At 45.1% G+C, this 15973-nt stretch carries 12 protein-coding genes; 8 read left to right on the top strand and 4 right to left on the bottom strand.

Translation table 11 applies throughout. The features are described from left to right. Positions 1–10 precede the first annotated feature (10 nt). The 6 genes from AC3CKG_RS24205 (at position 11) to AC3CKG_RS24180 (ending at position 6816) form a co-directional block, all read left to right on the top strand. Positions 11–973 (top strand): DUF58 domain-containing protein, encoded by a 963-nt coding sequence (locus AC3CKG_RS24205; RefSeq protein ID WP_192852556.1) that lies wholly within the window; start codon positions 11–13, stop codon positions 971–973. Then, positions 974–1534, top strand: coding sequence for a DUF4381 domain-containing protein (locus AC3CKG_RS24200; protein WP_488529536.1), 561 nt, complete (start codon positions 974–976; stop codon positions 1532–1534). Further along, positions 1527–2606: a vWA domain-containing protein gene (locus AC3CKG_RS24195; RefSeq protein ID WP_076670125.1), complete on the top strand. Its 1080-nt coding sequence runs from the start codon at positions 1527–1529 to the stop codon at positions 2604–2606. Before AC3CKG_RS24200 ends, AC3CKG_RS24195 begins: the two co-directional genes overlap by 8 nt. After that, positions 2599–4323, top strand: a complete 1725-nt coding sequence (locus tag AC3CKG_RS24190) for a vWA domain-containing protein (RefSeq protein ID WP_488529535.1) — start codon at positions 2599–2601, stop codon at positions 4321–4323. Before AC3CKG_RS24195 ends, AC3CKG_RS24190 begins: the two co-directional genes overlap by 8 nt. Further along, positions 4320–5696, top strand: coding sequence for a BatD family protein (locus tag AC3CKG_RS24185; protein WP_488529534.1), 1377 nt, complete (start codon positions 4320–4322; stop codon positions 5694–5696). Before AC3CKG_RS24190 ends, AC3CKG_RS24185 begins: the two co-directional genes overlap by 4 nt. 208 nt (positions 5697–5904) lie before the next feature. Further along, on the top strand, positions 5905–6816 hold the full coding sequence (locus AC3CKG_RS24180) for a LysR family transcriptional regulator (protein WP_065112921.1): 912 nt from the start codon (positions 5905–5907) through the stop codon (positions 6814–6816). 144 nt (positions 6817–6960) lie between these two features. Here the strand turns inward: AC3CKG_RS24180 and AC3CKG_RS24175 are convergent, their stop codons facing one another. Together AC3CKG_RS24175 and AC3CKG_RS24170 are read right to left on the bottom strand one after the other, a co-directional pair. After that, positions 6961–9435, bottom strand: a complete 2475-nt coding sequence (locus tag AC3CKG_RS24175; protein WP_488529533.1) for a putative bifunctional diguanylate cyclase/phosphodiesterase — start codon at positions 9433–9435, stop codon at positions 6961–6963. After that, on the bottom strand, positions 9432–10550 hold the full coding sequence (locus AC3CKG_RS24170; protein WP_102326012.1) for a substrate-binding domain-containing protein: 1119 nt from the start codon (positions 10548–10550) through the stop codon (positions 9432–9434). The genes AC3CKG_RS24175 and AC3CKG_RS24170 overlap by 4 nt, the downstream gene beginning before the upstream one ends. Before the next feature lie 81 nt (positions 10551–10631). Here AC3CKG_RS24170 and AC3CKG_RS24165 point away from each other — a divergent pair, with 81 nt between their 5' ends. After that, on the top strand, positions 10632–11726 hold the full coding sequence (locus tag AC3CKG_RS24165; RefSeq protein WP_065104784.1) for a substrate-binding domain-containing protein: 1095 nt from the start codon (positions 10632–10634) through the stop codon (positions 11724–11726). Positions 11727–11862: 136 nt separating this feature from the next. On the opposite strand, the gene AC3CKG_RS24160 is transcribed toward AC3CKG_RS24165, so the two are convergent. Together AC3CKG_RS24160 and AC3CKG_RS24155 are read right to left on the bottom strand one after the other, a co-directional pair. Further along, positions 11863–13545, bottom strand: a complete 1683-nt coding sequence (locus AC3CKG_RS24160) for an alkaline phosphatase family protein (RefSeq protein WP_281054427.1) — start codon at positions 13543–13545, stop codon at positions 11863–11865. A gap of 97 nt (positions 13546–13642) precedes the next feature. Further along, on the bottom strand, positions 13643–14431 hold the full coding sequence (locus tag AC3CKG_RS24155) for a formylglycine-generating enzyme family protein (protein WP_488529532.1): 789 nt from the start codon (positions 14429–14431) through the stop codon (positions 13643–13645). A gap of 137 nt (positions 14432–14568) precedes the next feature. On the opposite strand from AC3CKG_RS24155, the gene AC3CKG_RS24150 reads away from it, so the two are divergent. Further along, positions 14569–15900 carry an anaerobic sulfatase maturase gene (locus AC3CKG_RS24150; RefSeq protein WP_102339220.1) on the top strand — a complete coding sequence of 444 codons (1332 nt, stop codon included), beginning with the start codon at positions 14569–14571 and terminating at the stop codon, positions 15898–15900. The last annotated feature ends 73 nt before the right edge of the window (positions 15901–15973 follow it).

Here is a 15973-nt window from a genome sequence, read left to right as displayed (position 1 = left end):
AGGGGGCGTCATGGCGAAGCCAACACAAGCTCCCAAACCGCAAGGTCTTGATCCACGATTGTACTGTGATTATTCAAGGTTAGTGCGAATTCAGGCTCAAGCTGAGTCGTTTTCTCTGTTGCCTCATCTAAAGGCGGGCAGTGTATTGTCGGGCCGACATAATTCCCTGTTTCGTGGTCGTGGTTTGAATTTTGAGGAATTACGTCATTACCAACTGGGTGATGATATTCGTAACCTCGATTGGAAAGTTACGATGCGAACGGGTAAGCCTCATGTTCGTAGCTATACCGAAGAGAAAGACCGAAATGTAATGATCTGTGTCGATCAGCGCAGTTCGATGTTCTTTGCTTCTCAAAACACCATGAAGTCGGTTGTTGCGGCCGAAGTCGCGGCATTGTGTGGATGGCGAGTCCTGAAAGATGGTGACCGTGTTGGCTTTGTTTTAGCTTCTCATCAAAAACTCTTCCACACCAAAGCACAGCGTTCACAGTCTGATTTACTGGCTCAGTTAAAGCACCTTACTAAAGCAAATCAAAGCTTAGACGTGAATGTGAGTGACAGCGAAGGCGTCGGGTTCAGTCAATGGATTGAACTGATAAAACGAATGAGATTAAAGCAGTCGACCTTAATCTTTATTAGCGATTGGCGAGACTGCCAAGAGCAACATCTAGACCGATTAAAGCAGTTACAGCAACACAACGATATCTTGGCCATAATGGTCACAGACCCATTGGAACAATCATTACCTCAGGATCTCGCAAGCGCAAATTGGGTGGTGGGTGATGGTCGCTTTCAACTTAATCTCGATAGCCAATCTAAGGTTAACCTCGCAAGTGAAAGCCTTGCTCAAAAGGCTGCACTCCAGAAACAGTCTCTTGCTAAATTAATGGCGATGAAAAACCTCCCTTATATCGAATTAGATACGTCTGGAACTCATATTTCTCAGCTTCAAAAGCTGGTGGGAGGTCGTTAGATGGCCGTTGAACATACGCCTCCAAGTACTTATATCCTTCGCGATCTACATGATGTCGCCATTCCCGAGAGCGTGAGCTGGATGCCGCAAACTATTGGTTGGAAGTTCCTCGGCGTTATTCTGTTATTGGTCGTTTTTTATTTGGCTTATCGTTTGGCACAGAGATGGTGGAATAACCGTTATCGCAAAGAAGCGCTTAAAGAGCTCGTGCTATTGGATGCACGAGACAAAAACTCAACCGAACGAACCTTCAAGGTACTGAAAGTAGCACTCCGTTACCTAGACAGCAGCAATGCAAAGTTGTTTGGTCAAGCTTATGTGAACCGTTTGAATGCCTATCTGCCTGTTAGCGCTAACACCAGTGAAAACAGCAATGCGTTCTTTGCCGATGAAGTCTCGGAATTATGGATGCAGAGCCTAATTGACCCTAAGGTACGTTTGAGCTTTGAACAGCGTTTAGAGGTGATTGAAACCGCGATGATGTGGCTAAAACTTCATAAACCAGATCTACAAGCGAAACCGGATGTACAAGCAAAACCAGAGGGGCAAGATAATGTTTGATAGTTTATCTGCCAGCTTTGAATTTGCACACCCACTGTGGTTCATCGCTCTACCTTTGCCTTTACTTGTTTATTTTGCCGTACCTGCTTATCGCACTAAACAAATGGCCATCAAGGTGCCATTTTTCAGTGAGTTGGTAGAGGCGATTGGCGAGGCTCCATCAGAAGGAGCAAGCCAATTAACACCAAGCTGGTGGCAACGCACTACGCTAATCATTACCTGGGTATTAGTGATCTGTGCATTAGCGAAACCAACCATTCTTGGTGAGCCGCAAGTTCGTGAACAATTAGGTCGTGACGTGATGGTTGTTGTTGATTTGTCTGGCTCAATGGCTGAACAAGATTTTACCTCTAAACAAGGGGATAAAATCTCTCGCTTAGATGCGACCAAAGAGGTGTTAGCCGATTTCGCGAAAACCCGAAAAGGGGACCGACTTGGTTTGATCTTGTTTGGTGATGCGGCGTTTGTACAAACGCCATTTACTGCCGACCAAGATGTATGGCTTGAACTGCTTAATCAAACCGATGTCGCGATGGCAGGGCAAAGCACGCACTTAGGCGATGCGATTGGTCTTGCGATTAAGGTGTTTGAACAAAGCGAAAAGCAGAGTGCTGCGGTTCAAGATTCAAGTATTGATGCGAACGTGAAAGAGAAAGTTGTGATTGTGCTAACTGATGGCAATGACACTGGAAGCTTTGTCGAACCTATCGATGCCGCCAAAGTAGCCAAGGCGAAAGGCGTTCGTATTCACGTTATCGCCATGGGTGATCCCCAAACCGTGGGAGAAGTGGCGTTGGATATGGAAACCATCAAACGTGTAGCGCAAGAATCCGGAGGTGAAGCCTTTGAAGCGCTCAATCGCGATGAACTGACCAAAGCCTACGCTCAAATCGGTGAACTAGAGCCTCAGCTGTACGAGAGTACGACTTATCGTCCTAAACAGGGGTTACATCATTACTTGATGGCCATTGTTGTTGTGATGTATTTGACTGCGTTTAGCTTGGCGACAATCCGTAGAAGGTCGCTTTTGGTTTCTTCAAAGAAAAATTTGAAAGGAGAGAACGATGCCTGATTCTCTCATGTTGCAACAGTTCTTTACTCAGTTTCACTTTATTCGACCATTGTGGTTATTGGCTTTTATTCCGATGTTCTTCTTGTTATGGGTTCGTTGGAGAGAAGAAACGAAGCCGACGTGGAAAGATATTCTTCCCGCGCATTTACGTGATGCCTTGACCATTGGCGAAACAGGCTGGCGTAAGCAGCTGCCATTGAAGCTATTGGTGGTGATTGTAACTATCTCCATCATTATCTGTTCCGGCCCAACATGGCAGCGTGAGGCTTCGCCTTTTGGTGAAGACAAAGCGTCGATGTTGGTTGTGCTTGATAACAGCGAATCCATGCTGGCTAAAGACTTACCACCGAGTCGCTTGGAACGATCTAAGCAGAAAGTTAGAGATTTACTGGCAGCGCGCAAGGGCGGTAACACAGGTTTGGTTGTGTATGCGGGCAGTGCTCACGTTGCAATGCCTGTGACTCAAGACAGCAAGGTATTCGAACCGTTTCTTGCGGCTATCACACCTGACATCATGCCTGTATCAGGTAAGTCAGCAGAAGAAGCTCTGCCACTCATAAATCAGCAATTATCTGGTGAGCTAGGTTCGTCAGTGTTGTTGGTATCGGATGGTGTAAATCCAAGTACCATCAGAGCGTTCGAGAGCTTCTTTAACGACAATCCGTATCAGTTGCTCATTCTAGCCGCAGGAAACAGTAATGTGGTGAGCGATAATCCTGTCGATCTAGATTCACTGCGTAACTTAGCGAGTAAGACAGGTGGACGACTGATCGAAGTGACCGTTGATGGTTCGGATATCCAACAGCTCAACAACGCGGTTGAAAGAAACATGCAGCTCAACGGCGAATCGTCAATGCCTTGGAAAGACATGGGCTATGGTCTGCTCATTCCAATGGCGATTATTATGTTGTTGTGGTTCAGAAAAGGGTGGTTGGTTCAGTGGTGTGTTGTTGGCGTGCTGATTACAGGTAGTGTGTATTCTCCAAGCACCTTAGCGAAAACAGTCAACTTAACCGCTGAGAAACCCGTAGTGGTGGAATCGGTTACGGCTTGGGATAAAACAGCTCAATGGTGGTGGGACTTATGGTTAACGCCCGACCAACAAGGCCAACGTTTGTTGAACCAGAAGGAATACCTTGAAGCGGCAAAACATTTTACTGATCCAATGAGAAAAGGCGCGGCTTACTACTATGCTCGTGATTTTAAGTTAGCTCACAGTGCCTTCCTGCAAACCAAAACTGCCCTTGGTTTATACAACTCGGCGAGTGCGTTAGCCAGACAACGAGAATACCTTGCTGCGCGAGACCTTTTGAAGTCATTAAGCGAGAAAGAGGGTCTGTCACCAGAACTAAGAACGGATGTGGAGAACAATCTTGCTGTGCTTAGTGGGATTGTCGAAGAGGTTAATCGCACCAGTGAAAGCCAATCAGGCACAACTGATGGCCCTGAAGAATCTTTAGAGTTGGATGACGACCAGCCGCGCACGGGTGATGGTGCAGAAGAAGAAACGGTAGCGGAATTGATGCTCAAGGAAACACTTAACGCGAATGAGATTTTGGGCAGCCAAGAACTTGCCGACAAGTGGTTGAAGCGCGTAGAAGCCGATCCTAAGTTCTTCTTGAAATCCAAATTCCAAATTCAGTTAAGAGATCCTGCGCCTTCGATAGAGCAGATGCCAAAACAAGAACAGACGCCAAAACAGGAGCAAACCCAATGAGTCGACATGATTTAGCTCTTGAAGTGGTTCAAACAAAGGTAGGGCGCTCAGAGTCCTTTAAACTAACCAAGACCTTGCTTGCGTCGATGGTTCTATTGGTTAGCACGGTTTTCCCTACTCTTGCTTCTGCGGCTGATATCTATGCTCTGCAGAAGAGTGGTGATGTAGAACTGATCGCTTGGGTTGGAGAAAAACCGAAGTCAGGCGATAAGATAACGCCAGCGAAAGTCAGCGTTAATGACCAAGTGATTCTGAATATTGAGGTGGCGACCCCTCGTTGGCTTACGGGTGGTACGCGAATTGGCAGCATCGAAATCCCCAATGTAATTGCAAAGCAGCGTAACCAATTGGCGACGAACTACACTGAACGAGTCGGTGGTACTACGTGGTCACGCCAACGTTGGGAAGTGACGCTTTATCCGATGACTTCTGGCGAGTTTGTGATTCCAACCGTACCGGTTCGTATCCAAGTTTCTGCTCCTGATGGTTCAAACGTTGGCGGCACGCTTTACACGCAGCCGATTAAGTTTGAAGCCTCATTACCGTCTGGTTTGTTAAGTGATGAATCGCCTTGGTTTTCTGCGACAGACGTGGATGTTGAGCAGCAGTGGCAACGTTCGAGCGAAGACTTAAAAGTGGGTGATGCGGTTACTCGAACCGTGACGATCAAAGCGAAAGACAGTTTGTCGGTGTTACTTCCCAATGTGTTGACCAATGAATCGACACAGCAATATCAAGCTTACCCTCAGCCTAATCGTTTAGATGACACACAAGAACGTGGTGACTACCGTTCCAGTAGAATTGAAGAGACGGTTTATGTGATTCAGCAAGGGGGTGAATTTACCTTACCGGAGTTCACATTCCAGTGGTGGGACAGCAAAAATCAGCGTCTTGAGAGCGTGGTAATAAAAGGCGAAGTGTTTGAAGCAAAACACACACTCCAATCCTTCATCAAAGCTTACATGTCGGTCTTTATAAGCGTTGGCTTGGCCGTGGTGTTATGTGGCATGTTATTCGTTGCAGCGAAGCGCTATTACAAAAACCGACCAACACCAAGCTGGTTGGTATTGCGTCGTTTGCTTAAGCAAAACAATTGGCCAGCATTGAGAACCTTTATCTACCGTCAGTTGCGAACTCAAACTAGTCAGCTAGAACTGGGTAAAGCGAAACTTGGTAAATTGAATGTCCAAAAGCGTTGGCTAGAAGATAGTGAAGCGCTTCAGCAAGGGCGTGAAGATAGAAACGTATTTTCTCGTTTATGGCAAGGCTTATGTAACTTACCCAACGACAAATTAAGCCCAAGTAACTCTCGTTCGATTTTTGACCGATTTAGAATCCCTAAAGCTTTGCCAGACTTAAAAGATAAAACCTAGTTTTATACGAGGGCTAAACGAGTTGTTCGATGAGAAATATAGCCGTTTGATATAAAAAGTGCTGCAAAGTGATGGAAAGCGTTTTATTGAAATACCGATAAAAATTCTGAGTTTATCGGGGCATTCTGCACAAACTGAAGCAATTCACATCGAACATAATCGGCAGTTTCTCTACTATAGGGAAACTGCTTCTTTAATATGGAACTGTATGAAAAGCACCGAACTCAATTTAATTCCTATATTTGTTGCTATCTATGAAGAGCAGAACTTGTCTAGGGCTGCTAATCGCATGGATATCAGCCAACCTGCTGTGAGCAAAGCGCTTGCACGGTTGCGAGATATCTATGACGAACCACTGTTTCACCGAACCACGTCAGGCGTAGAGCCGACCACTTTTGCTATTGATATTTACCCTGCAATGGCTGCTGCGCTTAAGAATTTTACTTCTACCTTATCGGCTTCAAGAGACTTTGACCCAAAAACATCAAATCGTATTTTCTCTATCGCCTGCGTTTCTGCGGCAAGCTACGAAATGGTGCCAAGAGTCATGCAGTTGATTAGCCAAGTGGCGCCGAACATCGCGTTAGAAGTCCATCCTCTGTTTACAGAAGATTATGAATCGGACTTGAGGCTCCAAAGACACGATGTGATCATTGATATGACGCCAAGAGGAAGAACCACGCTCAAGCACGAGGTGGTTTCTACAGAGGAGCTCGTGGTGGTGTGCCGTTCAGATCACCCCGTAATTAGCGATACTATCAATATGGAGCAATTTCTTACTCTCGATCACGTCGTGGTGTCACGCTGGCATGCACGTAAAAGCTTATTAAGCTCTGAACACTTTAGTGATTTGGAAAAGCGAAGAGTTGTGTATCGGGCTGCTGGTGTTGTCGAGATGCTCCCTGTGATTGAGGGATCTGATGCTATTGGCATGCTTCCAATGTCATCGGTGCGATGTTTTGCTGAAAAGTACAATGTAAGAACACTGCCTTTGCCCTTTGATTTGGAAGACCTCGATATGTGTATGATTTGGCACCCAAGCCGCACTAACGAACCAAGCCATAAATGGTTACGCGCTAAGATCAAAGCGGCGGCAAAGGACACCTCGACTAAGCCTTAGAAGGACTCCGTGATACCGCACTCGCGCGATTCTACGTAGAAAGAAAACCAATATCCCAGAATTAAGGCAAGCGGTCTTTGCGGCAAGACTTCTAACCAATGTAGTCATTTAAGCCGCTAAGACCTATTATGCAGCTAACAGCTGTTATGCCTCTTTTGGCCTCTGTTCTGAGTGGAGCAAGAAGTAAGACACCCAATCATCAATCGGCAACGGCCTTGCGAAGAAATAGCCTTGAGCATATTTACAACCTATCTGACGCAGGGTCTCTACGTGGTTTTGAGTTTCCAAACCTTCTGCTATCACTGAAAAATCCAGTATTTGTGCGAGTTTGAGTACCGCGCAAGTGATCTCGTAATCGACTTTTGACGAGTTAATGTCTTCAATAAAGCTTCGGTCTAACTTGACGCAATCAGCAGACAGATTTTTCAACACTGACAATGAAGAATAACCTGTACCAAAATCATCAATCGCGATCTTATACCCCTTCGAATGAAGCACTTCTATGGTCCTTGAGCATGTCTCAAAATCACGCATCATGTCTCTTTCAGTGATTTCCAGTAGCAACTGATGCGGCTGACAATCGGTTTCGTCCAGTATCACTTGCAGTTGTTCAGCGAGGTCGGTCATGTAGAACATTCTGGCTGAGAAGTTGATGGAGAAAATCACTCCTTGAAGGTCTAAGCCCGCGTGCTGCCACTCGGTGATCAGGTTGGCGACTTTCTTAAAGACCCACTTATCAATGTCGATGATTAAGTCACTTCTCTCGGCGACTTCAAGAAAATCAACCGGTGGCAGTAGCCCTAACTTGGGATGTCTCCATCGAATTAAAGCCTCGGCTCCAATAATGTCTTGTGAGTTTAAATCCACCTTGGGTTGGAAGTAGACTTCCAGTTCGTCATTGGCGATGGCTTGATGAAGCCCCATATTGGTTTCGATTAAGTCATTGACCGCATGGGTCATTTCGTCAGCATAAACTCTGTATTGGTCTCTACCATTACGTTTGGCGTGATACATGGCGGTATCTGCGTTTCGAATTAAGGTTTCACGATCTAAACCGTGAGTCGGGTATTCACACACGCCGATACTCGCTGACACGAAGATAGAGTTGTCGTCAATGTAATAAGGTTTTCTCAATGCTTGGTTCAAGCGATCAGCGATTGGCTCGCCCTCATCCAAACCAACGTTTGAATACATGACCAAGAATTCATCTCCGCCCATTCGAGCAACGAAGCCTTTGTCTCCGACTAGGTTACTCAGAATGTCAGACACATTAACCAATAGGTTGTCGCCTGGCGCGTGGCCTAACGAGTCATTGATGGTCTTAAATTCGTCAATATCGAGATAAAACAATAAGAAAGGTGCGTTGTTCTCACTTGAACGCTCGATTTCTTTGTCTAACTGTTTGGTTGCTAATAGTCGATTCGCTAAGTTGGTCAGCGGATCATGATGGGCAAGGAAGTCGAAGTTCTTCTTTTCCTCCGTGAGATCCAAATAGGCTTCAGACAACCTCGATGCCATGTTGTTATAGGCTTTTTCTAAGTGAGACCATTCGTCATTTCTGCCCAAGTTGATTGGGTTTTTGAGGCTACCGGATTCTAAACGGTCAAAGCCATGCCTAAGAGCATTTAGGGGCTGTCTGATGTGGTGTCTAACCACGTGGTTGACCAACAGCATCGACAGTACAATCGCGAAAAAGCTCATGATAATGGCGTTTAACCTTGATAAGCCGATCTCTTTTTCAAGTTGGTCGGTTAACTCTAAGGCTTGGGTTTGGACACGTAACTCGGTGTTTTCTACCATCTCTAACAAGTCACTTTGTGCTGCTAAGAGTGACGCCATCACTAACCAACGCTGTTCGAGGTTAGCGCGAATACGTTTCAAAGCGGCGTTGTATCGTTTAACCGTTCGGCTGATTCGCTTCTTCTCGGTGATAACCGCGGGTGTTTCTATATCAACGTTTTCTAAGTGAAGCAAAAAGATATCGAGTTCTTTCTCGACTTCGATAAGCAGTACTTTCTCGGTTTCTGGAGTGATACGACTGTGTATGTCGCCTACCATTTTTCCTGAAGTTAGAAAAGACTCTCTCAACATGTTGATAAGATCTAATTCATTGTTATAACGGATAAAATTAGGTTGGTCTAAGTGCCTGAGCTTACTATCGGCTATCGCAAATTCGAGCTGATTTAGTTGGGCGGCTAGGGCTGCATCGATTTGATTTGTTTGCTTAAATATTCTATTCAGTGCCAGTGAGCTACCCAAGAATCGGTGGAAGTTATTAATAAAGGCATCAATTTTTTGCGAGAACCCTTCATTGGTCGACAAATCTCTTAGGCGTTGCAGTTGGAAATCCACGTTAAACGCTTCTTCAGACAAGGTGGTTTCGCTGAACAAGAAGGTTTGTTCAAGCAGTTTCACTCGAGACGTCAAAGTGAACACTCGACGGCTGATCTCGGAGTTCACTATCAACTCTGAAACGTGTGTAGAGGTTTCGGTTTTGAGCGTCGATTCTACGTAATAGAGCGACCGAATCACCATGATGACGGCGAGGCTCACGATCAATAACGATAAAAGGTTCGAAATGATGAGTCGTTGGGTGATGCTTATCTGACGTAATTTCATTGTGGCTTCCAAATTCTCAGATACGCTTCACGGTAACCGTTTTTAGGGTCGTAAATACCTTTGTCTTCTTGGCTTATTAGCTCTTCAACATTATCAGGCGTGACGAGATGAACAGGGGCAGAGTAGCCACTCGGTGGCATGTCGTTAAACGCTCGGTTGAGCTCGTCGACAATTTGCCAGCCTTGTAAATAAAGAGGTTCAGGGACAGTAGCCAATTGGAACTGGCCGCTGTTTATTCGTTTGTATGCGGCTTTACTTCCGTCACCTGCGGAAATGTTTTGTGGAATCAGTCTGTACTCCTCGAGATTAGACTCTAGAGAAGGGATAGCGTAATCAATGTATAGATCGTTAATTGCTAGTATATGCGTGATTTTTTCGTCGTATTTCTTCTCTAGCATTTTTAATGTCGCAGGCATCTGTTCGGCGATTTTTTCTAGCGGCAGGTAGTTCAGTTCAAGAACATCGCACGTGTTACAACGTTTAATCGTGTTGACCATAGCGTTGGCTTTGATCATCGCTATTTCATAATTAGGGTCGGTGAACACCACGGTTTTGGCACGGCCATTTGAGTTGACTATAGCGAGTAGAGCCGCTATTTCGGCTACATCAAGAGGGTCGGTTGTGATATTGGTGTATAAGCCAATATCTGGGTTTCCACCAACCAGCTCAGTGGCGTGCCAACCAATAACAACGATCCCTAGATCTTCGGCTTTTCTCAAAATGGTTTTGTGTCGAACTGCGTCGATACCGCCTAGAACAATGGCATCGGGTTCAAAGCCAATCGCTTTTCTGATCGCCGCACCTTGGCGTACTTCTGAGCCCAAGCCATCAATGAACCTAAGGTGCCAATTAATGTTAGAAATGGCTTCAGATATGCCTTTTCCTACACCATACACGCCACCATTGCGCAAGTCAGACGCGACAAAAATAACGTTTTTTTCATGACGCACCGCAGGACCTTGCATTGGGCCATCCCAAGTTCTCTGGTTGGAAACCGCTCGCATCACTTTTTCTTCAGCATATTGGAAGAAATCGTCTTCATGATTACCCGCAAAACTCTGAGAGTAGCAAGTAGTAGCGAGCAACAAACTCGCAAAATTTAATCTCTTATTCATATGGCTTATAAAACGCTTTAACTTATAATCGCTCTATATTTATAATATTGTTAATAAACATTCAAACATTTGGTAACAGTTATGCCGGGTCAAATTTATAAAAATGTTTTACCAACCCTACTGGCAGCGTGTTTTTGCCTCCCTTTGTACGTCAATGCTGACGGGGTAAGGTCGGAGGCTGATGTAAAGAAACTTGAAAAATTTCAAGAGACTGTGAGTGGCGAGCCGATCTCGCTAACTCCAATGTCGGTAGAAAAACCGGTCAGAATTGCCCTAATTTACCCAAGTGCAGATATTTCTGACTTTTGGACGCGAAATTACACGGCGTTGAAGGAAAGATTGATCGCTTTAGAGCTACCATTCGAAATTAAAGAGTTTACTTCGAGACAAATTGAGCACTCATTACAGACTCAATACACCGATCAAGTGCTAAATTCTGAAATGCCCTATGACTTTGTGATTTTTGGTCCTTCTGAACTGGGTATACAAGCTGGAAACATCCAGAAACTGTCTGCATCAACAGAGTTCAAAACCTTTATTTGGGCTTTTCACACACCCAATGAGCAATGGAAACATCAACCAGACAGTTGGTTTGATTTTTCAAGTGCAATGGGTGCGGAAGTGTTGTGTGACCATGTGGTGCAAGAGTTAGGAAATGAGGTCGAGTTTTCTGCCAATAGAGGAATTCCGGGAATCACTGATACGCAGCGTTCACAAGGTTTCATCGATTGTGTAGAAGAGAAAGGTGACTGGTTAACGGTATATGAGCACTTCGGACAGTATCAAAAGATAGGTGGCGCTGATGGAATTCGCTTAGTGTTAGGTAACTTTCCTGAGGTGACCATGGTTCACAATGCCAATACGGCGATGACCATGGGTGCCGTAGATGCTTTAAACAAAGCTGATATGTTATCTGAAGTTTATGTGACAGGTTGGGGCGGTACTGCAAAAGAGATCGAAAAGATTCGTTCTGACGAGTTAGATGCGACACCAATGAGAATGAGTGATGACCTTGGTGTGGCGACGGCTGAAGCGATTAAGTTTCACTTGCAAGAGCGAGAGGCAGAAGTTCCGTTGGTTTATTTGGGCCGAATAAACGTTGTACATAATAAAATGACTGATGAGCAATTGAATCAGCTAACCAGAGAAGCGTTTCGCTACTCGGGGAAGAATTAGGTTCGCGTGACTCTATCGAGCATTACAAAAAGAGCCGAAAATCTGTTTAAACTCGCTTTGTTGAAGCTTAAGCAGATTAGCGGCTCTTTCTATGTTTGGGGTTTGGAAGTTTGACTCACAAACTCCGTGATTTCGATTATTCAGTGATTTCTTCTAGCACTTGTCCAATTGAACCACTTGGTTGAGTGATCCCCAATTTGTTCGAAAGTGTCGGTGCAATGTCGTATGGCGTGACTGGACGTGAAACCTTCTTAGCATCCACATCATAGCCTGCGAAAATAACCGGTACATGCGTATCGTATTTCCAAGGTGAACCATGAGTCGAGGCAATTTGAAGGCCTTCCATGTCGTTAATGTAGCTACGTGGAGCAAATACTACGTACACGTCGCCAGAACGAGCAGGGTGGTAGTTGTTCTTAATAAGCTGCATTACATGAGTATCAGGGACTCGGTTCGTCGCAATATCGCTGCTCGATACGGCAAACGCAACGCCTTTTATTTTGGCAATCTCATCAGCAATCGCTTCCTGAACTTTAGCCAGGTCAAGTTTCTTCTCCGCGATTAAATCGTGATTCAGATAAATATAAGGCTGTGCATACAAGCGTATTGCGTCTTTGGATAAACCAAACTCATCCTTCAATCGTTTCTCTACGCCACTCGACAGCAACGTATCTTTGTTGAAGTACTGAGCTTGATTGAAACCCAGAGCATTTGCCGCAGGTGAAGATTCAGGTACACCGTGATCGGCAGACAGTACAATTAACGTGTTCTCAAGGCCAACTTGGTTATCGACGGTTTTAAGAAGCTTAGCGATCGTCTTATCAAGTCGAATTAGGTTGTCTTCGGTCTCTAAGCTTTCAGGCCCGTAGAGGTGAACCACATAGTCGTTGGATGAGAAACTTACTGATAAGTAATCGGTGACGTCGCCTTGGCCTAACTTCTCTTGCATCAACAGCGTGCTTGCAAAGTTCTCTGTAATCTCATCGCCAGCTGGGCTGACGGTTAATGTTGTGCTGTAGTATTTGTAGCTTGCTGGGCCGTATGGGTGAGGGAAAGTGCGTTGGAAATCGCCTAACTTAACCTTGTGGTCCGTGTTGTGTTCTTGCAGGGTGTAGTTTTCACGTGGTAATGATAACTCCCACTTTTGCTTAGAGTATTGGGCTGCAATTTCTTTTTCATTCCAACGAGATACCCAAGCTGGATATTCGTCATAGTAATAATTACTGGTAACAAATTCCGATTGTGCTTTCGAGAACCAGAACGCTTTGCCACTGTGTCCTGCAAGTGAGATCGCGCCTCGATCTTTTACTGAGACACCGAAGACTTTAGATTTTCCGCTATTGGAAATCATCAGTTCGTCACCAAAGGTGGTAGCAAGTATAGGCTCTGGAGAGCGACCATCGCCTTGTGCTGTCTTTTGCGTTGGGTCGATCTCGGTTGCTTTGTCGACACCCGCCCCTGAAGTCAGCATCTTGTAGTTACCGTCTTCTACGTTATACACCAAACGTTCTTCACTACGGTCATACCAAACATTCCCTACCATGCCATGAACACTCGGTGGAGCGCCTGTGGCAAGCGATACATGACCGACAATGGTTTCTGTGTTGCCGTGCTGGTAGTTCGCATTGGTGTAGTAGGTACCGTCATCCATTAAGTAGCGAAAACCACCTTCACCGAAGTTGTGCTTATATCGCTCGATAAGATCTGCTCGTAGGCCATCTACCGTGATTTGTAAGACTAGATTTGGCTTTTCTGTTGCTGAGGCAGGGAAGGCACAGAGTAACGCAAGTGTAAGCCCTGAAAGCTTGGTGTATTGCATAGAGTATCCTTATTCAATGTAATTTCGTTATTCAAAATGTCATGGGTTAACCACTGAGCAGAGGTTGTCTGTTGTTCAGCTACCATGGGGTATTTTGTTAGTCTGCCTCTTTAACTAGGCGCAGACCCATATCCGACATAGTGATCGATTGGCTTGCGAAATCACGACGGTAACTTTCAGATTCATCTTCGTCATAAGCAAAGCTGCCACCGCGCACTGATTTGTGTGATAAACCAACGTCACTGTGTTTAGCATTGTTTGGATTGTCTGTTGGACCGAATCTGTAGAAGGTGTCATCGAAAGCATCAATGACAAACTCACCAACGTTTCCTGTCATGTCATATAAGCCTAGTTCATTTGGCTTCTTTAGCCCGACAGGATGCGCGCTATTTTTTGAATTTGCTGAGTACCACGCAACATCATCTAAGTTGTTGGAACCACTGTAAGTATAGCCTTTGCTTTTGTTGCCACCCTTCGCTGCAAATTCCCATTCAGCTTCAGTCGGCAGGCGGTATTCTTCGCCCGTTAGTTCGTTCAGCTGTTCAACGAAATAGTTCGCTTGTTGCCAGCTTAGGTTATTGACCGGAACTTGCGGGTTTTGGAAATAACTGAGAGATGAACCCATCACCGATTCGAACAATTCTTGAGTCACCTCAAACTTCGCGATGTAGAAACTATCTACAGTTATATCTCGTGCAGGTCGCTCGGCTTTGCTTGCTTCAGGGAGGTTTGAACCCATGGTGAATGTACCGCCTTCAACCAACACCATCTCTTGGTCGATTTGTTGGGCGATAGGGTGTGTAGGCACGCTTGCACAGCCGCTTAGGAAAATAGTCATGGTGACGCTGCTAACTGCTGCTAAATGTTTGTAATTGAAAAATTTCATCACGTGCCTCAAATGTTCGAAATAGGCTGTGATTCTAACGTTTAAGGTCATTCCTATTGGTTATAAAGGGTATAACATGCCACTGACTTTATTAGGAATTATGATGGGAACAAGATAATAAGATAGGTAGGTAAATCATGCACATTACTCAAGGTCCACAATATAACGGTAAAGCGTCTAAGCGCTTGCATGTTATGGCTAAACCGATTGGCGCAGCGTGTAACATTGACTGTAAATATTGTTATTACCTAAGTAAGCAAGATTTGTTGGAGTACAAGAAAGGCAGTTCTCCAAGAATGGATGATGAGACGTTAGAGACTTACATCCGACAATACATCGAAGGTCAAAATACCCCTGAAATCATCTTCTCATGGCAGGGCGGTGAACCGACCATGCTGGGATTAGCGTATTTCGAACGTGTGGTTGAGCTACAGAAAAAGTATCAACCTAAGGGTGTGTTGATTTCAAACGACCTACAAACTAACGGCACACTGCTCAATGACGATTGGGGTCGTTTCTTAGCAAAGAATAACTTCCTGATTGGTTTGAGTATTGATGGCCCTGAAATGCTGCACAATGCGTATCGTGTCAACAGAGCCGGGCGTGGCACCTTCAAACAAGTAATGGCGGCTGTTGAGTTGCTGCACAAACACCAAGTGAAATTCGCCACGCTTACCTGTGTGAATAACCTGACCAGTCAAAATGCACTCGAAGTGTATCGCTTCTTGCGTGATGTGGTGAAGTCTCCACAAATGCAGTTTATTCCTATCGTTGAGCAGAAAACCTTTAGAACCGTTGCGCCACAAACGTCTCAAGTGAGTGAGCAACTTAAGCAAGGTGACAAGCGTTTGATCCCTGGCCATAAAGATTCGATCATGGAATCTTGGTGTGTGTCTGATTTGGCTTGGGGTAATTTCCTGATCTCTGTGTTTGACGAGTGGGCGAAAAACGACATCGGTAAAGTGTTCGTTCAGTATTTTGAAGCGAGCTTAGAAACGTGGATTGGTCGCCCGAACCCGCTTTGTACCCTGAATGAGATCTGCGGTAAAGGCTTAGCGATGGAGCCTAACGGCGACGTATTTTCTTGTGACCACTATGTTTACCCTGAATATAAAATAGGCAACATCCACCACGAGAAGCTTGATGATCTCGCATATAGTGCACCACAACAGAAATTTGGTTTCGCTAAATCACGCACGCTGACCAGTCAATGCCAGCAATGTGACTACAAGTTTGCGTGTCATGGTGAGTGTCCTAAGAACCGCTTTATCAAAACTCGTGCTGGTGAGCCGGGTCTGAACTATTTGTGTGCAGGTTGGCATAAATTCTTTTCCCACGTTGATAAGTCGATGGCTTACGTCGCGCGTGCAATGGGGCATCCAGTGGCTCATGGCAAATTCAGTGATGCAGTATTGATGGCGCATCGTGCAAAACGGGCGCAACAAGCTACGTTTGAGACCAAGTTCTAACTCAGTGTCTAGGTTTATAGAGCCTAACGAATTTTAATTAAATACGTGTCTAAGGACAGGCTAAGTTTCTCTA

This window comes from Vibrio sp. QJM3NY_15 (genome assembly GCF_057785995.1).
This window is presented reverse-complemented; position numbering and strand designations above follow the sequence as displayed.